Source organism: Porticoccus hydrocarbonoclasticus MCTG13d, assembly GCF_000744735.1.
GTDB classification, from domain to species: Bacteria; Pseudomonadota; Gammaproteobacteria; order Pseudomonadales; family Porticoccaceae; genus Porticoccus; species Porticoccus hydrocarbonoclasticus.
On the sequence record NZ_JQMM01000001.1, the window covers coordinates 987198 to 1008102 of the forward strand.

The following is a 20905-nucleotide window of genomic DNA, read 5'->3' on the forward strand; positions in this document are numbered from 1 at the left end:
TTTGTTATTCATCTAGGGGCAGTGTGTGGAATTCAAAGGCGCCAGTATTCTTTCCATCAGTCAGTTTGAGCGCAATGATATTGATCGGATTTTCCGGGTGGCCGATCGCATGGAGCCCTACGCGCAGCGGCAGAAAATCACCCGTGTACTGGAAGGCGCAATCCTCGGCAATATGTTTTTTGAGTCGAGCACCCGAACGCGGATCAGCTTTGGCAGTGCCTTCAATCTCCTCGGCGGTGAGGTGCGTGAGACGGCCGGTTTCGAGGCGTCGGCCCTGACTAAGGGTGAGTCCCTGCAGGATACGGCACGGGTACTATCCGGTTTTAGCGACATAATCTGCCTGCGCCATCCCCAGTCCGGTTCTGCAGCGGCCTTCGCCTCCTCCAGCCGGGTTCCGGTGATCAATGGAGGTGACGGCAGCAATGAACACCCCAGTCAGGCGTTACTGGATCTTTATACCATTGAAAAAGAGCTGAAAGGTCGCGGACGCCAGCTGGACGGACTACGGGTTGCCATGATCGGTGACCTCAAGCATGGCCGTACGGTACATTCCCTGTGCCGGTTGCTGATGCTGTTCCGGCACATTTCAGTGGAGCTGGTTTCCCCGAGGGAGCTGGCCATGCCCAGGGAACTGGTGGAGGAGATGCGCACGGCGGGAATCAAAGTGGACGAATCAGACCGGCTTGAGCCGAGCATTGCGCATGTGGACATTGTCTACTCCACACGCATTCAGGAAGAACGTTTTTCCAGTAAGGATGAGGCGGACCTGTATCGCGGACGGTTTCGTCTGAACCAGGCGATTTATACCTCGAACTGTGAACCCAATACCGTCATTATGCATCCGCTGCCGCGAGACTCCCGGGCGGAAGCCAACGAGCTGGATTGTGATCTGGACAGCAATCCGAATCTGGCTATTTTTCGTCAGACGGACAATGGCCTGCTGGTAAGAATGGCCCTGTTTTCAATGATTCTGGATGTCACCCACCTGGTGGAAAAATACGCCACTGAGGTCTGTTGGTATAACCCGCGCTTGTCACCCTGATCCATCCCACGGCCTTTCCTGTGGGCAGTCGATAATAATTTATTACCATGCAGGTCCTATGAACGAATTTGACGATATTCGTCCCTACTACGATAGCGAAGTGCCAGATGTGCTGGCCCGCCTGGCCATTGACCGGGAATTCATCGATACGCTGATGTCCATCAAATATCGGCGTCTGGGTCGCTGGATGCCCTGGCTGATGCGACCACTGATCAGCCGTGTACTCAGAAAAGCCTTTGCCAAAATTGATAATGTACGGGATTTTCAGGAAGCCGTGGGCACCAGCATGGCCAACCTGCTACGCAATATTGGTACCGAGGTAACCGTATCGGGACTGGAGAAGTTGGACCCGGACTCGGCTTATTTGTATATCAGCAACCATCGTGACATCGCCATGGACCCGGCGTTTGTCAATTTTGTGCTCTACCACAACGGCCGCGATACGGTGCGAATTGCTATTGGTGACAATTTATTGACCAAAGATTTTACGTCCGATCTGATGCGCATCAACAAAAGTTTCATCGTCAAACGCTCCCCGGTAGGGCGGCGGGAAAAACTCACTGCGCTGGTACAACTGTCGCGCTACATCCGTTTTTCCCTGCTTGAAGAGCGGGCTTCTGTGTGGATAGCACAACGGGAGGGTCGAGCAAAGGACGGTGTGGATAAAACGGAAAAAGCCCTGTTGAAAATGCTCTCATTGAGCAAGACCAAGGAGCAGAGTTTTGCCGAAGCCATCCGTGAATTAAAGGTAGTGCCAGTGGCCATTTCCTATGAGCTGGATCCGCTGGATGAGGCGAAGGCCAAAGAGCTGTATACCCGTCAAACAGCGGGGGCTTATGAAAAAGAGGCACATGAAGACCTGCTGAGCATCTATCAGGGTATTGTGGGGCGCAAGGGCGCTGTCCATGTGGCTTTTGGTGATCCGCTGGACAGATCAATCGACTCTCCTGAGGCCATGGCCGAAGCAGTGGACCGGCAAGTTATCGGTAATTACCACCTGCAACCTACCAACCTGATTGCCTATCAGAAACTGGAAGGCGATTCACCGCAACTGGCTCACTGGAAAGCGCAGCATCCCTGTGACTGGGCGAGGGAAACCCGGGCTTTTGAGGGGCGCATCCTCGCCATGCCGGAGGCCTATCGGGAGATTGTGCTGGATATGTATGCCAACCCGGTGCGCAGCAAACTGAAACTCGGTCTGGTTTAGGCGTGCTGGAAGAGGAGCTGAGAAACACTATCCAGGGAGGCTACCGCGCTTTTCTCGACAGCAACGGTTTGCGGCCCCGGTTGGGCCAGAAGCAGATGATTGCGGCCATTGCCAACAGTCTGGGTTCCATTAACAGTGATGCAGAGGGGCACCGCAAAGCGGGCAACCCGGTCTGTGTGGTGGAGGCGGGCACCGGTACCGGCAAAACGCTGGCTTATCTGCTGGCGGCATTACCGATTGCACGTCATCGCGGCAAGCGGGTGGTGATTGCCACCGGCACGGTGGCGCTGCAGGAACAATTGGTCAACCGCGATATCCCGGCCCTGCTCAAAAGTACCGGCTGGGATTACCGGATCTCCCTGGCCAAGGGGCGTGGTCGCTATCTTTGTCCGGTTCGTCTTGAACAATGCCTGGACAGTGTCACTGCGAAAGACAGCGGTCAGTTCATGTTCGAAGACGAGATCAGCTTTAATCCCACCGGCAAATTGATTGCCAGCTATCGCGCCATGAATGATGCCCTGCAAACAGATCAATGGGCGGGTGACCGGGATGCCTGGTCGGAATCGCTGGAAGACAGTGACTGGCGTCCCCTGACCGTAGACCGGCGTCAATGTGCAGGTCGTCGCTGTCGCCTGATTCGCGAGTGCTGTTTTTTCAACGCCCGCGATGCACTGGATCAGGCGGATTGTATCGTGGCCAATCACGATCTGGTCATGGCAGATCTGGCCCTGGGTGGTGGTGTCATCCTCCCTCCGCCGGAGGACACGATTTACCTGTTTGATGAGGGGCACCGCATTGCTGGCACAGCGCTCAATCATTTTGCCGGTAGCTGCAGACTGCGAACCACAAGCCAATGGCTGGGCAAGATGCAGAAGCAGGTGGATAGTTGGTACGAATTACTGAAAGACGCGCCGGAAATACAGAGCCGTCTGGAAAAGCTGACGGCCGCTGCCGGTGATGCAGAGAAATTACTGGGATTGGTCTACCCGGTGCTGGAAAAATCTCTGGCCCAGGCTGGTGATGGGGATGCGGAGCCACGCTGGTGTTATCCGAATGGTGATCCCGGTGAAGATGTTCGCGAGCTGGCAGGTCATCTGGCGCAAACCTTTGGTGTTCTATCAACCCTTCTGGAAGTGCTCTCCGACCGGCTGGGTGATGCGATGGACGAGCCCCATTTTCCAGTCCCTAGGGTGGATATTGAGCAGCTTTTTCAACAAGTGGGGATCTGGCAGGGACGTACCGATAGTGTACTGAAACTCTGGTGCTGTTATGCCCGCGAGGATGATCTTGCCAACAGCTCGCCCTATGCCCGCTGGCTCTCCCTTGAGCAGCAGGCCGGCGGTGTCCTGGACATTCAGGTATCGGCATCGCCCACGGATGCGGGTGGCCTGTTCAGGGAGAACCTCTGGCAACGTTGTCATGCGGCGGTGATTACCTCGGCGACCCTGCGTACTCTTGGCAAATTCGAGAATTTCGGCAAACGTTGTGGCCTGCCGGCAGATACGGCGTTCACGGCGGTGGCCGGCGCGTTTGATTTTGCCCGGGCCGGATCGCTGTCGGTGCCGGATATCGGCGCCGATGGCAGTGACAGCAAGGCCCATACCGATGCGCTTATCCGAACCATGCCAGAGCTGGTGGACTGGTCAGAGGGGACGCTGGTACTGTTTGCCTCGCGGCGACAGATGGAACAGGTTTACGAGCAGTTGCCCGATGCCTGCCGGGAGTCCATTCTGCTCCAGGGACAGTGGGCCAACCAGGAGATTGTCCGTCGGCATCGCGCAACAATTGATAAGGGTGCAGGTAGCGCGATTTTTGGTCTGGCCAGTTTTGCCGAGGGCATGGATTTTCCCGGAGATTACTGCCGCCATGTGGTGATTGCCAAGCTGCCGTTTTCCGTGCCGGATGATCCAGTCTATCAAACCCTGTCGGGTTGGCTGGAACTCCGCGGCGTCAATCCGTTCATGGAGTTGATGTTGCCCGATGCCTCACTGCGGTTGCATCAGGCCTGTGGCCGACTGATTCGAACGGAGCAGGATACCGGTAGAATTACCATTCTTGACCGCCGGATTGTGAGCAAACGCTATGGCAGGCAAATGCTCGATGACCTGCCCCCTTTTCGCCGTGAGTTGAATTGATGATACAAGCTGTCGGGAGACTAGAATGAGTGAGGTCCGTCGGCAATTGACTGTACGGCTCTTTGCTGTGGAGCAGCATTTGCGGGATCTCGATGTCTGGTCCGACTCGGCCCCGAGCGCAGAGGCTCTCGCCAGCGACCAGCCCTTTGCCATTGATACGCTGGAATTTGTTGAGTGGCTACAATTCATTTTTCTGCCGCGTTTGCAGGATCTGGTACAGAGTGGGGCTCCCTTGCCCGCAACTTGCGGGATCGCGCCCATGGCAGAAGAATATTTCAGGGGGAGATCAATAGCTAGGGAACACTCAAAAGAGGCAAATACGGAGCAATTGATCGCGGCGCTGACAGCAATTGACCGGCTGCTGTCTGGCTGACCAAATTGCTGCTTGCCTCATAGGTTGCTGGAGACCGGACCTGTTTAGTACCACCATTTCAGGAGACAAATTCATGCCCCAGTGTTCTTTCGATTATCGTGGCAGCGTGGTATTTGTTGCCGGCGGCACCAGTGGTATCAACCTGGGCATTGCCCGGGGTTTTGCGCAGGCCGGTGCGGCTGTTGCCGTACTGAGTCGCTCCCAGGCCAAAGTCGATGCGGCAGTGCTGGCATTGCAGGAATATGGTGGCATCGTACTGGGCTTTGCTGCCGATGTACGCGATGCAGGGCGACTGGAAGTGGTTTTTGGGGAGGCCCACCGCCAACTGGGTTCCATCGACGTGCTGGTCTCCGGTGCGGCGGGCAATTTTTCGGCGGCGGCCAACAGCATGTCCGGCAATGCATTCAAAGCGGTGATGGATATCGATCTGCTGGGGACTTTTCAGGTGCTCCGTTTCTGTTATCCCTACCTGCGGAAACCGGGCGGTTGTGTGATAAATATTTCCGCGCCACAGGCCTTTGTGCCAATGGAAATGCAATCCCATGTCTGCGCCGCCAAAGCGGGTGTCGATATGCTCACTCGCACGACGGCACTGGAGTGGGGGGCGGAAGGCATTCGGGTGAACTCACTGGTGCCGGGCCCTATTGAGGGAACTGAGGGAATGAAGCGACTGTCGCCCCCGGGACCGGGGGGTGCCCGGCAGATAGCAGATTCAGTGCCAATGAAACGGCAGGGCACGGCGGCTGATATTGCCGCAGCGGCGATGTTTCTCGGTTCTTCTGCCGCGAGCTACATCAGTGGCGCCGTGTTACCGGTGGACGGTGGCTGGAGCCTCGGTGGTGCCGGACTGATTGGGCAGATCCTGTCGGGCCAGTCCGAAACAGAACGCGGCGAAAAACCTCTCCAACCGTGAAGCCGTTGCCAGCTTTCGTCGCCAATGCCAGTGGCGTGGTTTCAGGAAGCGGTACCCGACAGATTATTGTTTTTTTGTTGCAGCCGTTGCTGGATGCTGCGCTGGATACCGGCTGCATCAAGCCCGGCCGCCGCCAATTGCTGCTGATGGCTGCCATGTTCCAGAAATATATCCGGCAGACCCAGGTGCATTACTCCTACCAAAAGGCCCATACAGGCCAGATGTTCGCTGACGGCGGCTCCCGCGCCACCTTGGGTAGTATTTTCTTCGAGAGTGACCAGCAGTGTATGTTGTGTGGCTAGCCGGGTTATCAGATCTTTGTCCAGGGGTTTGACAAAGCGCATGTCCACTACGGTGGCATCCAGTTGTTCGGCGGCGTCCATGGCTGCAGGTAGCAGGGTGCCAAAGTTCAGTATGGCCACCTGATGGCCTTTTCGACGGATCAGCCCTTTGCCTATTGGCAGTGCGGTCATCGCCTGCTCAATCGCCGCGCCGGGCCCTGTTCCTCTGGGGTAACGGACCGCAGCCGGGCCGTTGTGAATATAGCCGGTATAGAGCAACTGACGGGTTTCATTTTCATCAGAGGGGGTCATCACCAGCATGTTCGGGATGCAGCGCAGATAGGTGAGATCAAAACTGCCGGCATGGGTTGGTCCGTCTTCTCCCACAAGCCCGGCGCGATCAATACCAAAAAGTACATCCAGACCCTGCAGGGCTACATCGTGAATCAGCTGATCATAGGCGCGCTGCAGAAAAGTGGAGTAGATAGCCACGACGGGCTTGATTCCCTCACAGGCCATCCCGGCGGCCAATGTGACGGCGTGCTGTTCCGCGATAGCTACATCGTGGAAGCGATTGGCAAAGCGATTGGCAAATTCGACCATCCCAGAGCCTTCGCACATGGCCGGTGTAATCCCTACCAGGCGTGAATCTTTTTCCGCCATATCACACAGCCAGTTACCGAATACCTGCTGGTATTTGAGTTTTGGCGGATTGACCTTGGCAACGGGTTTTGCGACTGCTATCTGGGGCTTGGTTTTCGGCTCAATCTTGTTCAGTGCATGATAGCCCACCGGGTCTGCTTCGGCGGGGCCAAATCCCTTGCCCTTGCGGGTAATGGTATGCAACAGGATAGGGCCATTCAGGCAGCGCAGATTGTGTAGTGTTTGCACCAGCAGGGGCAGATTATGGCCGTCGATAGGGCCGATGTAATTGAAGCCCAGTTCCTCAAAGACAATACCGGGTGCCACCATGGCTTTTAGATGTTCTTCTGTTTTGCGAACAAAGGTGGCCGCTGAGGGTATTGAGCGGAGCACCTTTTTGCCACCTTCGCGGATGGAGTTATAGAACCGGCTTGACCAGATTTTCGAAAAATAGGTAGCAAGCCCCCCCACATTGTGGGAGATGGACATATTGTTGTCGTTCAGCAACACCAGTAGGTCGGCATCGGTGTGGGCGGCATGATTGAGTGCCTCGAAAGCCATGCCTGCGGTCATGGCTCCGTCCCCGATTACTGCCACCGCCTTGCGTTTCTCACCATTGAGGGCAGAACCCAGCGCCATCCCCAGGGCGGCGCTGATGGATGTGCTGGAATGACCGCCACCGAAGGTGTCATATTCACTCTCCGACCGTTTTGGGAATGCCGAGAGGCCTTCCATCTGCCGGATATGGAGCATCAGGTCGCGTCGGCTGGTCAGTATTTTATGGGGGTAGGCTTGGTGGCCAACATCCCATACCAGACGGTCATGGGGCGTGTTGTATACATAATGCAGGGCAATGGTCAGCTCGACGGTTCCCAGGCCAGCACCGAAATGGCCGCCGCTTTTCCCAACACTGTAAAGCAGGTAGGCGCGCAATTCATTTGCGAGCTCCGGCAGCTGCTCCGGTTCCAGTTCGCGGAGATGAAAGGGCTGATCGATGGTGTCCAGCAGCGGGGTTTCCGGACGAACCAGTGGTATGTCATCAAAGGTCTTTGGCATGCAAGATCAATTCTGGGTAAAGGGTGCAATCTTACACCAAAAAGTCGTGTGAAACGTCCCCACCTTACCGAGGTCAATAGCCCTGTACGTTAGTATTCCCTTTTGACGATATAGTTTGCTATGGCGCGAAGCTGGTCTGCGCGCTCATCGAAACTGGCCAGTGCGGATAGTGACTTGCCGTGAAGCTCGGCGGCTTTTTGTCGGGCGCCATCAATGCCCAGTAGAGATAGATACGTGGGTTTGTTGCGGGCCTGGTCTGATCCCTGTTGTTTTCCAAGCACAGCGGTATCGGTTGTGACATCGAGAATATCATCCTGTACCTGAAACGCGAGACCGATTGCTTCGCCATAATCTTTCAGCGCACCGAGCTGCCCTTCCGAGGCACCGGCTGTCATCCCCCCCATCATGACACTGGCGGAAATCATGGCGCCTGTCTTGTGGCGGTGCATATGTTCCAGTTGCGGGAGTGTGAGCGTTTGGTTGACGGCAGCCATATCGATGGCCTGACCGTAAACCATGCCATCGATGCCAGCTGCTTTGGTCAGCATCGCGAGTAAGCGCAGCGTTGTCTGTGGGGGCAACTGCTGTGCCTCGAGGAGCTGTTCAAATGCGAGTGCTTGCAGGCCGTCGCCAGCCAGAATCGCTGTGGCCTCGTCGAAGGCAATATGGCAGGTGGGCTTGCCACGACGCAAATCATCGTTGTCCATGGCGGGAAGATCATCGTGAATCAGGGAATAGGCGTGAATCATTTCCAGTGCCGCCGCTACCCGGTCGGTGGAAGGATTGATTTCACCCACTGCATTGGCCGCAGCGTAGGCCAGTAGAGGACGAATGCGTTTGCCACCGTTGAACAGACTGTAGCGAATTGCCTCGAAAAGGGTGGTTTCTCCCTGGCCGGCAATGGGGAGTATGGCATTGAGATGTTGATCAATTCGCTGCTGCGACTGCTGCTGAAAGTCTGCAAAAGAAAGGGTGTCCATCAGCCGCTCTCAGGATCAAAGACCTTGGGTTCAGAGGATCCGCTAGTCAGCATATCGACTTTAAGCTGGGCATCCTTGAGTGCCTGCTGGCATTCGCGGGTTATTTTAATGCCTGCTTCAAAGGCTTTGAGTGAGTCCTCCAGACTTAGAGTCCCCTTTTCCATGTCGTTGACCAGTTCTTCAAGCTGGTGCAGTTTTTCCTCAAAATCCAATGGTTTTTTGCGGCTGGCCACGTTTTACGCTCCAAAAATCAAGCTGCAACACTAACCGAGCCAGGTGAAGTGGTCAATTCTGTGAGCTCACATCTGTAATCTTTTTCCTACAAAAAAAACAGAAAAATACCAATGGTGGCGGCATTGGAAAGAGTAGATAGTAATGTGGCATGGACGCTGTGACACATGGATGTGTAACGCAATGACCAAGGAAAAACATGGATGTTAGGTTATTCTGTGGTTTCCAGATGGAAGCCACAATTTCCTGTACTGCCCCTAAAGCCCTGATATCTCCTGTATCAGGGCTTTATTTTTTATCTGTTGACAGTGTTTTCTCCGGGTTTATTATTGCTGAAGTTGTACCTCGCAGGAGCAATAGGCCTTCAGTTGCAGCAATGAGCCCAAAGCAGTGTGCCGCCCCAAAAAAATACCCGTGATGCTGCGGTGGGTATGCTTTATGCCTTTTTGCCCTGATTCTCAGGCCCCGTTCGTTCTTGACGGGGCTTTTTGCATTCTGGAAAGACGGTCTGCAGCTACTTCTGGAATTGAGCAGTGGTGGTCGGCGTGATACAACCGAGGATTTTACGACTCAATCAGGCAGGCCAGCCTATCGAATGGCTGGATTGGCAGGAAGCCGTGTGCCTGTTTGCCAGGGAGCTTGTTGTCTGGACGTTGGGTGATGTGGTCAAAAAAGTTCATGGAGGTTATAGCCGCCATACCGGAGAACAGACCCGTATGGTATTGCCCAGTATCATTGCCTGTACCGGTGAGCAGTTGGCGCGTCCACAGACACGGCACCCGCTGAGCAATCCTGCACTGTTTGCCCGCGATGGTTATTTGTGCATGTACTGTGCCCGTCCCTTTGAGAGCAATGCGCTCACACGTGATCACATCGTGCCCACTTCCAGGGGTGGGGAGGATCGTTGGGAGAACGTGGTTGCCGCCTGTCGCCGTTGTAACCAGCACAAAGCTGATCGTCTGCTCGATGAATTAAATATGCAGCTGGTCGCTCTGCCGTTCAGGCCCAACAACGCAGAATATCTGGCACTGATTAACTCCAGGCGGATATTGGGGGATCAGATGGAATTTTTGCGGAGCCAGTTTTCCAGAAATTCGAGGCTGTTGTAGTCTATTTGTTCGACACTTCCCGGCGATCCTACAGTTTAACAGGCGTCACATTTTGCCAATTCCATGCTAGCCTCTTGCCCCGAAAGCCATTAACCCATTGTTGAGGATCATTGAATGGAGCTCGGAATTGCCGGAAAAACGGCGTTGGTTTGTGCCGCCAGTAAAGGGCTGGGTAAAGGGTGTGCGATGGCCTTGGCAGCGGAGGGCGCCAAGCTGGTAATCATGGCGAGGCAGGCCGGTACGCTGGCAGCAACCGCTGAGGCGATCCGGGTAGCCACGGGCGCCGAGGTGACCACGGTGGTAGGTGACATTACGACGGAGGCGGGTCGGGATGCGGTCCTTATCGCCTGCCCTGCACCGGATATTCTGGTGAATAATGCCGGGGGGCCGCCGCCGGGAGATTTCCGCAACTGGGGGCAGAAAGAATGGTTCGAAGCGGTCAATGGCAATATGTATAGCCCGATTGATATGATTCGCCGCACCCTGGATGGCATGATCGAACGACGGTTTGGGCGGATTATCAATATCACCAGTGCTGCGGTAAAGCAGCCGTTTGAACCACTGGGGTTGTCCAACGGCGCCCGTTCGGGGTTGACCGGTTTTGTGGCCGGGATTTCCCGGGACCCGGCGCGCTTTAATGTGACCATCAATAATTTATTACCGGGACTCTTTGATACCGAGCGAGGTCATGGCGCCGCCACACTGATCGGTGAGAGCCGGGGGCTTTCTGCCCGGGACATTATCGCCGGTCTGCCGGCCGGCCGGTTGGGCATGATCGAGGAATTTGGTGCCACCTGTGCATTTCTTTGCAGCCAACAGGCAGCCTACATCACCGGCCAGAATATCCTGATTGATGGCGGCAACTACCGAGGCACTTTCTGAGGCGCAGTGCTAGTTCATCAGGCTCTGTGCCAGTACCATCAGTATCAGTGCTGGGCAGCAGAATTTTGCGTAGCCGGGCCAGATTCGCCAGAACAGACTGTGCTGTACATCGGGCAGACCTCGGCGAATTTCCTCCAGAACCTGGTCCCTGCGCCAGACCCAGGTGGCGAAAACACATAACATCAGTCCCAGCAGGGGCTGGCTGTAGCGGGTGGTGAGGGTCACGACGACCGCAAACAGAGTGTCAAAATTCATCACGATCACCGTGCTGATGGCAAAGACTATCGCGCCGGACAGCCAGGTGGCCATAGGGCGACTGGCAACATGTTGTTCGAGAGTGTAGGAAACGGGCACTTCAAGCATGGAAATCGATGATGTGAGCGCTGCGATAGATAGCAGGGTAAAGAACAGCAAAGCAACCACAGTACCGCCAGCCATAGTTTGAAACAGAGCGGGTAGTGTTTGAAAAATCAGGTCTGGCCCGGCCATCAACGTCCCCTGAGCCGTATAGATTTCCACCCCCTGATGCCGGGCGACAAACATTGCTGGCAGTACAAGCAGACCCGCCAGAAAGGCCACGGATGAATCCAGTGCCGTGACAATGGCGCCCATGGCGGGAAGGTTGTCGTCTGGCCTGAGATACGAGCCGTAGATCAGCATGGTGCCGACTCCGAGTGACAGGGAAAAGAAAGCCTGGCCGAGGGCGCTGAGGATCAATTTTGGATCACCGATGCGGCTGAAATCCGGGATCAGGTAGAGTTTGAGCCCATCGACTGCGCCGGGCTGGGTGAGCACATAAACGATCAGAAAAACCATCATTGCCAGCAGAGCCGGCATTAACCGACATGACCATTTTTCGATGCCGTGCTCAACGCCGGAACTGATAACCGCGCAGGTAACAACCAGAAAAATCGCGCAGAACAGTAGGTTTCTGGGTGCGCTGAAAGCAGTGAGCCAGTTGGCCAATCCCGGCAGTCCGCTGAGGTTGACCATCGGTTCCAGCAGATAGGCGAGCATCCAGCCGGCCACAATGCTGTAAAAGCTGAGGATCAGCGCGGCGACAATAATGCCGTAAAAACCCGTCAGTTTTCCCAGCAATCTGGCGTTTTTTCCAGGAGATATGATTTGCAGTGCAGAAACCATATTGGCGCGGGTATGACGACCGATAATCAATTCGGCCATGAGTGCCGGGTAGGCCAGGCAAAACGCCAGCAGGAAATACACCAGTACAAAGGCACCGCCGCCATTCTCGGCGGCATTGGTGGGAAATCCCCAGATATTCCCCAACCCCACTGCCGACCCCGAGGCCGCCAGAATAAAGCCAATACGGGATGAGAACTGCCCGCGGGGGGAAGACATGGCAATCACTCGTGTTGAGCGTTGAGTTCTGACGACCGAAGTTGCCGTCTTGCTGGGATGTTAGTCATTCAGCAGCACTATTTTACCGGTGTGTGAAAACCCTTCCATCCGTTGATGGGCCGCGACCGCGTCCTCCAGCGCCATCACCCGATCAATAACAGGCAGGATCCGGTGTGCTGTCACAAAGTCGATCATGGCGGCAAACTCTGCATTGCTGCCCATGGTCGTACCCTGTATACGGATTTGTCGGAAGAAAAGTTTAGCCAGTTCCAACCCTTTGGCCGGGTTGCCAAGGGTGGCACCAAAGAAGACCAGTCGCCCACCGGGTAACAAACTATCCAGCAGGCTGTTGAGCGCGTCGCCGCCAGCGCTGTCGATCACTGTGTGAAAGCCGCCGGATTGTTGCCGAAGTTTTTTATAGCACGCTGGATCCCGGTAATTTTCGCCACCGGTTACCCCCATGACTTTGGCGTGAGCCAGCTTCTCATTGCTGCCACTGCTGACATAGACTTCGGCGCCGAGATTAAGGCACCAGAGAACGGCAAAGGTCGAAACACCGCTGCCGGCACCGGTAATCAATACCCGATGACCGGGCTGTACATCTCCCTGGGTGGTAACGGCACGCCAGGCAGTCAGTCCCGCCAGCGGAATAGCGGCTGCCTGTGGCCAGTCGAGGTGGGCAGGTTTTGGGTAAACATCGCTCGCCGCAACACAGATGTATTCGGCGAAAGTGCCCTGGTCCGGCATACCCAATACCCGAAAATCCGGGCCGTAGTGGCGCTGTTCCGGGCCCCAGTTTTTGGCAGGGTATATCACCACCTGCTGTCCCAACAGCTCGTTCTGGACACCCTCCCCCAGTTCATCGATAACCCCTGCACCGTCAGAGCCGGGAACACAGGGTAACTCTATTTTTGGGTACTTACCCTGTGTGATCCAGAGGTCGCGGCGGTTCAGCGCACTGGCAGCCAGTTTTACACTTACTTCACCCGGCCCAGGGGCTTTTCGTTCAATGTCACGCAGCGTCAGCTTTTCAGGTCCACCAAGACTGTCGAGTACCACTGCCTTCATGTTAGCTCTCCATTGTTCGCAGGCGAAAACAGATCCCTGATCGGTAATCGCGTTGCCTGCGATTTTGACCATGGATACCGACTACACCGCATTGATACTAACATGTCATTATGGGCAGGGAGTGTAAACAGTTGTGACAGTCATCCTGACTGATTTGCAGGTCGGATGGTTAAGAAATCGAGTCATATCGCAATACTTAAAAAAGGGGAATAGTGATGTATAAAAATATTCTGGTTCCGACGGATTTGACGGATAAAAATGAGCCCGCTATCCGGGAAGCACTGTCGATGGCTTTCCAGTCCGGCGGCCAGCTACACCTGCTACATGTGCTGGAGAAGCTGGGTGGTGAAACCGATGGAGAGCTGGAAGCTTTTTACCAGAAGCTTGCCAGTCAGGCCGACGAAACCCTGACGCGTTGGCAGCAACATTTTCAGTCAGAGTTTCCCGGCGTGCCAATCGAGAAATTGATAGCAGTGGGTAAGCGCGCCCCCGAAATCATCCATTATTGTAGAGAAGTGAAGATAGACCTGATTGTGATGGCGGCCCGAATCATCAAGCCGGAACAGCAGTCTTTTGGCACCCTGAGCCATCAAGTCGCCCTGTTCGCGCCAGTATCCGTATTGATGGTTCGCTGAAACGCCTTTTGCGTCCTTCTTGTGTTCAGGGAGAGCCAGCCACAGCGACCCTTGAAATTCAGATTGCCGTACCTACATAAGCCATGTGGGCGTCACGTCTCTTGCAGAGTGCATGCCCACGACCATTACTTTTTATATTGCTTCTAATGGAGGATATGTTATGGCAACTGTTGACCTGACCCCGCTGTATCGCAGCACAATCGGTTTTGATCGTCTTGAACCGTTGCTGGAAACTGCGTTGCGCACTGAGCAGACCTCGACGGTATACCCGCCCTACGATATTGAGGTGCTCGATGAAAACCGTTATGCCATCACCATTGCAGTGGCTGGCTTTGATCGCGCCGAACTGGATATCCAGGTGGAGAAAGGTGTGCTGACTGTGTATGGCAAAAAAGCGAGTGACAAGACCTCCCGCAATTACCTGCATCAGGGGATTGCCCGGCGCGCCTTCGAACGCAAATTCAACCTTGCGGATCATGTTGAAGTGACATCTGCGGATCTCAACAATGGCCTGCTGACCATCAGCCTGCTCAAGGAAATTCCGGAGGCCATGAAACCAAGAACCATCCCGATCAGTGACGGTGGGAATGTGTTTGAGAATAGCGATAACAGTAGCCAGGCGGCCTGAACAAGTGGGGCGGCAGGGTAATTGCCGCCCCGCTCACTAAAAATACTTGGGAATTATTTTTTCCAAACCGTGTCCCACAACACTGTCAGGGTCGAGAGCGTAGCTGATCGGACCGGTGGCAAGACAAGTGGTTCAATGATCAAGCAAGTAAAAGTAAACGGGTTGGGCACTGTTATTGGACAGTCAGGCCTTCGGTAATCCTCAGGAGTTTTTAGCATGCATCAGTTCAGACATTTCATGCTCGCGGTATCCATGTTGTTGGTGGTTGGTTTTACCCAGGCGGCGCTACCGCTGCACGATGGCTCAGACAGGGAGCTGCCCTCGCTGTCGCCAATGCTGAAGAGTGTCAGTCCGGCAGTTGTCAATATCGCGACATTTTCCAGCCAGCAGGCTACGAACAACCCCTTGATGAACGACCCCTTTTTCCGGCATTTTTTCAATGCGCCGGACCCCCGTCAGCAGCGCCAACAGCCGCCCAGAAAACGCCAGCAAAGCGCGGGTTCGGGGGTGATAGTCAATGCCGATGACGGCATTGTGATGACCAATTATCACGTGATCAAAGGTGCAGATGAAGTCCAGGTATCCATGGAAGATGGCCGTTCGTTTACCGCCAAGGTCAGAGGTTCCGACCCCGAGTTGGACATCGCCATTTTGCAGATTGAGGCCGATAACCTGGCTGAAGTACCACTGGGTGATTCCGGCAAACTGGAGGTCGGCGACTTTGTCGTGGCCATCGGCAGCCCGTTTGGGCTCGGACAGACCGTGACAACCGGTATCGTCAGTGCGTTGGATCGCACCGGTCTCGGTATTGAAGGCTATGAAAATTTCATACAGACAGATGCTTCCATCAACCCCGGCAATTCCGGTGGTGCACTGGTCAGTCTGCGCGGGGAGCTGGTGGGAATTAATACTGCGATTCTGGCACCAGCCGGTGGCAATATCGGCATTGGCTTTGCTATTCCTATCAATATGGCCAAAGCCAGTATGGATCAGATACTCGAATATGGCGAAGTGAAGCGCGGTCAGCTGGGTATTGGTATCCAGGATATTACGCCCGAGTTGCGCGAAGCCTTCAATCTCGAGAACGGCCAGCGAGGCGTGCTGGTGACCGGTGTTAGTGACGACTCCACTGCCAAGAAGGCTGGCGTGCAGGCAGGGGATGTGATTATTGCCGTCGATGGTGAAGCGACCAACTCTTCCGGACAGCTACGCAGCCAGATCGGCATCAAATCCATTGGTGACGAAGTGCGACTCACCTACATTCGCGATGGCAAGGTGAAAAAAGTTGATATTGAGGTGGGTGAGCCACAGCAATTGACGTCCACCACGGGTGAATTGCACAAGCTGCTGGAAGGTGCCCGCTTTGAAAACAACCCGGATGGTGAGGGTGTACTGGTGTCGGGCTTATCACCGAACTCGGTAGCTGCCTATAACGGTTTGCGCCCCGGTGATGTGATTCTGGGTGCCAACCGGCAGCGCGTCACCAACCTAGATAGCTTCAAAAAAGCGCTTTCCCTGAGCAAGCAGTCCGTCCTGCTCCATGTCAACAGGAATGGCAACTCCCTCTACCTGGTGATCCGCTAGCGTTCCATATTATCCGGTGGGCCTGTCTCTTGCAGGCATCACCGGATACCTTGCCTGCCATGAAAAATCCCTTTGCCTGTGCCGGTTACATTCATTTGTCATGCAATGATCGATTTAACAGTTATTCAGTCAAAACCAGAGTAGGATGAAAGTGTTCCCTGAGTGGCCAGTCGATATCGGTATGTAAGCCACGTTTCTACTATCTTCAAAGTATCCGCGCACTCAGGTTTGCAGCGGTCGATTCTTTTCAATAGGGAGTTCAAGTATGAATAATCAATCCGTTAGGCAACTGGTCTGCTATATACTGGTTTCCATGGTGATGTTCGCTGGGCTGGTGAGTCAGTCCCATGCGGTGATGGTGGGTACCGATACGGTTGCCGCTGAGGTTTCTTCCGATCTGGGTCGTGAAGAAATCAAAGACCTTCTGGCTCGTCAGGATGTATCCGATAAACTGACCAGCCTGGGTGTTGATATTGCCGATGTCAGTGATCGGGTGGACTCAATGAGCGACGCGGAGGTCGCCGAGCTGAACCAGCAGATGGCCGACCTGCCTGCAGGCGGTGTTCTGGGTACAATCGCATTGGTATTGTTGATCCTGATTCTGCTTGATGTTGCCGGGGTGACCGATATCTTCCCCGGTGTCTGAAATTGATTCACAGTAATCTGGTCCTTCAAAAACACGCGATGATCTCGCGTGTTTTTTTTCTGTGTTCTGTTCTGCTTTCCGGGTGTGTCAGTACACCCCAGACAGACCAGCTGTTGGCTGGACAAGCGGAAGATAGCTCCCGGCATGTATCCCACATCATAGAGGGGGTGCCTTTTTTTCCGCAAAACGATTATCACTGTGGTCCCGCTGCTCTCGCCACGGTGCTCTCTGCCTCTGGGCTTTCCACCGTAGTGCCCGACGATCTGGTGAGCAAGGTGTATGTGCCCGACAGAAAGGGCAGCTTTCAGGTAGAAATGCTGGCTGCTGCCAGATCCTATGGACGAATCCCCTATATTATCGAACCCCGTCTCGAGCATCTGATCGGTGAAGTGCAGGCCGACAACCCGGTGTTGGTGTTACAAAATCTGGGCGTCAGCTGGTATGAGGTCTGGCATTACGCAGTCGTGGTTGGGTACGACCTGAGCAGTGAAAAACTGGTGATGCATTCCGGTGAGAAGAAGCGGCGCATGACCAGGCTGGGGGTGTTTGAACAAACCTGGCAACGCAGTGATTACTGGGGTGTGATTCTGCTGAAACCGGGGAAGTTGCCCCGGCAGGTGGACGAACAGAAATACTTCCTTTCGGTGATCGACTTTGGGCGCAACAATCCTGCAGTAGACGTGGAAAAAGCCTACCAGGCGGGGCTGGAACGCTGGCCGAACAGCAAGATATTCGGGTTTGCCCTGGCCAACCTGCACTACGATATGGGCAAATTGCCGGAGGCGCTTGCCGGGTATCGCCGGTTACTCACCGTCGCCCCGGATTTTGCCCCCGCCTATAACAATCTCGCCCAATTGCTCTTTGAACTCGGTGAACACACCGAGGCGATTGCCATGGCTGAACAGGCAGTGGCCCTGGGGGGGCCACACGCATCAATGTATCAGAAGACCCTCGACGCACTTCGGCAGTGATCCGCCCGATTTATTCTGCGGGTACATGGAATTTGCTGGTGCGTGACAGTTTTCTGAACAGCACATAGAAAATCGGGGTAAAAAACAACCCGAAAAACGTTACGCCGAGCATGCCGGAGAAAACCGCAACCCCGATGTCGCTGCGCATTTCGGAACCTGCGCCGGTGGACAGTACCATCGGGACTACACCCATGATGAATGCGAAGGACGTCATCAGAATTGGCCGCAACCGCATCCGGCTTGACGTCACCGCAGCGTGCCAGGTGTCCATGCCCTTGTGCTCCAGCTCCCGGGCAAACTCCACGATCAGAATGGCGTTTTTGCTGGCCAGGCCCGCCAGCACGAACAGGCTGATCTGGGTGAAAATATTGTTGTCGCCACCGGTCAGCCACAGGCCGGCCACCGCCGACAATACCGACAGTGGCACAATACTGATCACCACCAACGGCAGCACCAGGCTTTCGTACTGTGCGGCCAGCACGAGAAAGACCAGCAACAGGCACAGGGGGAAAATAAAGATGGCGGTATTGCCACTCAGTACCTGCTGGTAGGTCAGGTCCGTCCACTCAAAGGTCATGCCCAGTGGCAACACCCTGTCAAGAATTTTGCTGATGGCATCCTGAGCTTGACCACTGGAATAGCCGGGTGCCGCGTCACCATTCATATCTGCCGCCAGATAGCCGTTGTAGCGAATGGCGCTTTCCGGACCGTAACTCTCTTTCATTTCCAGCACGCTGCCCAGCGGTACCATCTCCCCCCGGTCATTTTTCACTTTCAGGTTCAAGGCATTTTCAGGGCTGGTGCGGTATTCGGCATCCGCCTGGGCAATAACCTGGTAGGTGCGACCGAAACGGTTGAAATCATTCACATACAGCGAGCCGAGGTAGACCTGCATGGTATCGAAGATTTCCTTGATATCCAGGCCGAGCTGTTTGGCTTTGGTCCGGTCAAGATCGGCGTATAGCTGGGGGACATTGATCTTGTAGTTGGAATAGACATTGACCAGTGCCGGGTCCTGCCATGCGGCCTGTTGAACATTGTCTACAACCGCGGCCAGCTGCTCATAGCCAAGATTGGCGCGATCCTCGATCTGCAGTTTGAATCCGCCGGTGGTGCCGAGGCCCATGACCGGCGGTGGTGGGAAAATCGCAATGAACGCCTCATTGATACCGGCGTATTGCATTTGCAGGCGTTCGGCGATGGCCGCGGCGGACAGTTCGGGCGAATTGCGCTGGTCAAAGTTTTCCAGCGTGACAAAGACGATGCCGGCACTGGCGCTATTGGTAAAGCCGTTCACCGAAAGGCCGGGGAACTGTACCGCATTGGCGACACCCTCTTCGGCCATGGCAATGCTGCCCATTTCCCGGATGACGGCTTCCGTGCGGGCCAGGGACGCACCATCGGGCAGCTGCGCGAAACTGATCAGGTACTGCTTGTCCTGGGGCGGGACAAATCCCTTCGGCAGACCGCTGAAGCCAATAGCGGTCACGCCGATCAATACCAGATAAACCGCAAAAGACGTGGTTTTATGGCTCAGCAAATCAGCGATGGATGTGGAGTAGGCGCTGGACGATTTTTTGAAGCCCCGGTTGAACAACCGGAAGAAGCCGCCAAACAATTTGTCCATGATCCTTGTCAGGCGATCTTTGGGCGCATCCTGGCTTTTCAGTAGCAGCGCCGCGAGGGCAGGGCTCAGCGTCAGAGAGTTGAAAGCCGAGATGGTGGTTGAGATGGCAATGGTCAGGGCGAACTGCTTGTAGAATTGGCCGGTCAGCCCACTGATAAAGGCAATCGGCACAAATACAGCCACCAGAGTGAGCGAGATCGCGATAATCGGCCCACTGACTTCCTGCATGGCTCGATAAGTGGCCTCACGGGGATCCAGTCCCTCGGAAATATTGCGCTCGACGTTCTCCACCACCACGATGGCGTCGTCCACCACGATGCCAATGGACAACACCAGCCCGAACAGTGACAGGGTATTAATGGAAAAGCCGAACAGCCACATCAGGGCGAAGGTGCCGATAATCGACACCGGCACAGCCAGCAGCGGAATAATTGAGGCACGCCAGGTCTGGAGGAAGACCACGACCACAATCACCACCAGCAGCAGGGCTTCCAGCAGGGTTTTCACCACAGCCTTGATCGAGTCCTTGACGAATACCGTGGGATCGTAGACCACCTCGTAATCGAGGCCCTCGGGAAACAGCGGCTTCAGTGCCTCCATGGTGCGGCGCACCTCATCGGAGATGGCGATGGCATTGGCGCCAGGTGCCTGAAAAATCGGGATCGCCACAGCGGGTTTGTTATCCAGCATGGCATTGAGGTTGTAATCGGCAGCTGCCATCTCAATGCGTGCGACATCTCTGAGTCGGGTGATCTGACCACTATTGCCGGCATGCACGATGATGTCGGCGAATTCCTCCGGGGTTTCCAATCGCCCCATGGCATTGACGGGCAGTTGCACATCCACCGGCTCGGCCATGGGCGCGCCGCCGATGATGCCCGCTGCCACCTGCACATTCTGTTCCCGGATCGCCGCAATTACTTCATTGGCCGAGAGGTTGCGCTCGGCAATTTTCTCCGGGTCGAGCCAGATACGCATTGCATAGTCGCCGGAGCCAAACAGGCGCACCGTGCCAACCCCATTGACCTTGGCCAGCTCGTCCTTGACATGCATCAGCGCATAGTTGCGCAGGTAGAGCTCATCGTAGCGCTGATCCGGTGATACCAGGTGGACCACCAGGGTGAGATCCGGCGAACTTTTCACGACCGTTACCCCGAGCTGCCGCGTCACTTCCGGCAAGCGGGGCAGGGCCTGGGATATCCTGTTCTGTACCATCTGTTGGGCTAGATCGGGGTCGGTCCCTATTTTGAAGGTGACGGTCAGGGTCATCCGCCCATCTGAGGTGGCCTGGGAAGACATGTAAAGCATGTTTTCCACGCCGCTGAGTTGCTCCTCAAGCGGCGTCGCCACTGACTCGGCAATGACTTTGGGATTGGCGCCGGGAAAAGAAGCATTCACTACCACTGAAGGCGGTGTTACCTCGGGGTATTCGGAAATCGGCAACTGAAACATCGCCAGCAGACCGGCGATCATCACCATCAGGGAGAGTACACCGGCGAAGATCGGTCGATCTATAAAAAATCTGGAAATATTCAT

18 protein-coding genes are annotated in these 20905 nt (G+C 55.1%); 12 read left to right on the forward strand and 6 right to left on the reverse strand.

All coding sequences use genetic code 11. From position 1 onward, the window contains the following. Positions 1-25 precede the first annotated feature (25 nt). The 5 genes from U740_RS04725 (at position 26) to U740_RS04745 (ending at position 5670) form a co-directional block, all read left to right on the forward strand. A complete protein-coding gene (locus tag U740_RS04725) occupies positions 26-1042 on the forward strand; it encodes an aspartate carbamoyltransferase (RefSeq protein WP_036859352.1) in 1017 nt (338 codons plus the stop codon). A 58-nt stretch (positions 1043-1100) separates the two neighbouring features. Continuing rightward, positions 1101-2249 carry a 1-acyl-sn-glycerol-3-phosphate acyltransferase gene (locus U740_RS04730; RefSeq protein WP_036859353.1) on the forward strand — a complete coding sequence of 383 codons (1149 nt, stop codon included), beginning with the start codon at positions 1101-1103 and terminating at the stop codon, positions 2247-2249. A 2-nt stretch (positions 2250-2251) separates the two neighbouring features. Next, positions 2252-4384: an ATP-dependent DNA helicase DinG gene (gene dinG / locus U740_RS04735; RefSeq protein WP_036859355.1), complete on the forward strand. Its 2133-nt coding sequence runs from the start codon at positions 2252-2254 to the stop codon at positions 4382-4384. Positions 4385-4409: 25 nt separating this feature from the next. Then, positions 4410-4757 (forward strand): YqcC family protein, encoded by a 348-nt coding sequence (locus tag U740_RS04740; RefSeq protein WP_036859357.1) that lies wholly within the window; start codon positions 4410-4412, stop codon positions 4755-4757. A 73-nt stretch (positions 4758-4830) separates the two neighbouring features. Continuing rightward, on the forward strand, positions 4831-5670 hold the full coding sequence (locus tag U740_RS04745) for an SDR family oxidoreductase (protein WP_051921205.1): 840 nt from the start codon (positions 4831-4833) through the stop codon (positions 5668-5670). A 41-nt stretch (positions 5671-5711) separates the two neighbouring features. On the opposite strand, the gene dxs is transcribed toward U740_RS04745, so the two are convergent. The 3 genes from dxs to U740_RS04760 all read right to left on the reverse strand — a co-directional run bounded on the left by dxs (position 5712) and on the right by U740_RS04760 (position 8862). Beyond that, positions 5712-7649 carry a 1-deoxy-D-xylulose-5-phosphate synthase gene (gene dxs / locus U740_RS04750; RefSeq protein ID WP_036859358.1) on the reverse strand — a complete coding sequence of 646 codons (1938 nt, stop codon included), beginning with the start codon at positions 7647-7649 and terminating at the stop codon, positions 5712-5714. An 89-nt stretch (positions 7650-7738) separates the two neighbouring features. Then, on the reverse strand, positions 7739-8629 hold the full coding sequence (locus U740_RS04755) for a polyprenyl synthetase family protein (protein ID WP_036859361.1): 891 nt from the start codon (positions 8627-8629) through the stop codon (positions 7739-7741). Beyond that, complete coding sequence (locus U740_RS04760; protein ID WP_036859363.1) at positions 8629-8862, reverse strand: exodeoxyribonuclease VII small subunit; 234 nt, start codon at positions 8860-8862, stop codon at positions 8629-8631. The genes U740_RS04755 and U740_RS04760 overlap by 1 nt, the downstream gene beginning before the upstream one ends. A gap of 546 nt (positions 8863-9408) precedes the next feature. Here U740_RS04760 and U740_RS04765 point away from each other — a divergent pair. Further along, positions 9409-9969: an HNH endonuclease gene (locus U740_RS04765; protein WP_036861292.1), complete on the forward strand. Its 561-nt coding sequence runs from the start codon at positions 9409-9411 to the stop codon at positions 9967-9969. Between the two features lie 114 nt (positions 9970-10083). Further along, positions 10084-10851 carry an SDR family oxidoreductase gene (locus U740_RS04770; protein WP_036859364.1) on the forward strand — a complete coding sequence of 256 codons (768 nt, stop codon included), beginning with the start codon at positions 10084-10086 and terminating at the stop codon, positions 10849-10851. A 9-nt stretch (positions 10852-10860) separates the two neighbouring features. Here U740_RS04770 and U740_RS04775 read toward each other — a convergent pair whose 3' ends face one another. Both U740_RS04775 and U740_RS04780 read right to left on the reverse strand, forming a co-directional pair. Continuing rightward, positions 10861-12210, reverse strand: coding sequence for a sodium-dependent transporter (locus U740_RS04775; RefSeq protein WP_036861295.1), 1350 nt, complete (start codon positions 12208-12210; stop codon positions 10861-10863). Between the two features lie 60 nt (positions 12211-12270). Continuing rightward, positions 12271-13350 (reverse strand): quinone oxidoreductase family protein, encoded by a 1080-nt coding sequence (locus tag U740_RS04780; RefSeq protein ID WP_200877044.1) that lies wholly within the window; start codon positions 13348-13350, stop codon positions 12271-12273. Between the two features lie 143 nt (positions 13351-13493). Here U740_RS04780 and U740_RS04785 point away from each other — a divergent pair, with 143 nt between their 5' ends. The 5 genes from U740_RS04785 (at position 13494) to U740_RS04805 (ending at position 17742) form a co-directional block, all read left to right on the forward strand. Continuing rightward, on the forward strand, positions 13494-13913 hold the full coding sequence (locus U740_RS04785; RefSeq protein ID WP_036859368.1) for a universal stress protein: 420 nt from the start codon (positions 13494-13496) through the stop codon (positions 13911-13913). Between the two features lie 160 nt (positions 13914-14073). Then, a complete protein-coding gene (locus tag U740_RS04790) occupies positions 14074-14541 on the forward strand; it encodes an Hsp20 family protein (RefSeq protein WP_036859369.1) in 468 nt (155 codons plus the stop codon). A gap of 216 nt (positions 14542-14757) precedes the next feature. Next, a complete protein-coding gene (locus U740_RS04795) occupies positions 14758-16125 on the forward strand; it encodes a DegQ family serine endoprotease (RefSeq protein ID WP_036859371.1) in 1368 nt (455 codons plus the stop codon). 265 nt (positions 16126-16390) lie between these two features. Then, positions 16391-16771, forward strand: coding sequence for a PA2779 family protein (locus tag U740_RS04800; RefSeq protein WP_036859373.1), 381 nt, complete (start codon positions 16391-16393; stop codon positions 16769-16771). A gap of 38 nt (positions 16772-16809) precedes the next feature. Further along, positions 16810-17742 carry a PA2778 family cysteine peptidase gene (locus U740_RS04805; RefSeq protein WP_036861298.1) on the forward strand — a complete coding sequence of 311 codons (933 nt, stop codon included), beginning with the start codon at positions 16810-16812 and terminating at the stop codon, positions 17740-17742. 10 nt (positions 17743-17752) lie between these two features. On the opposite strand, the gene U740_RS04810 is transcribed toward U740_RS04805, so the two are convergent. Further along, positions 17753-20905: an efflux RND transporter permease subunit gene (locus tag U740_RS04810; protein ID WP_036859376.1), complete on the reverse strand. Its 3153-nt coding sequence runs from the start codon at positions 20903-20905 to the stop codon at positions 17753-17755.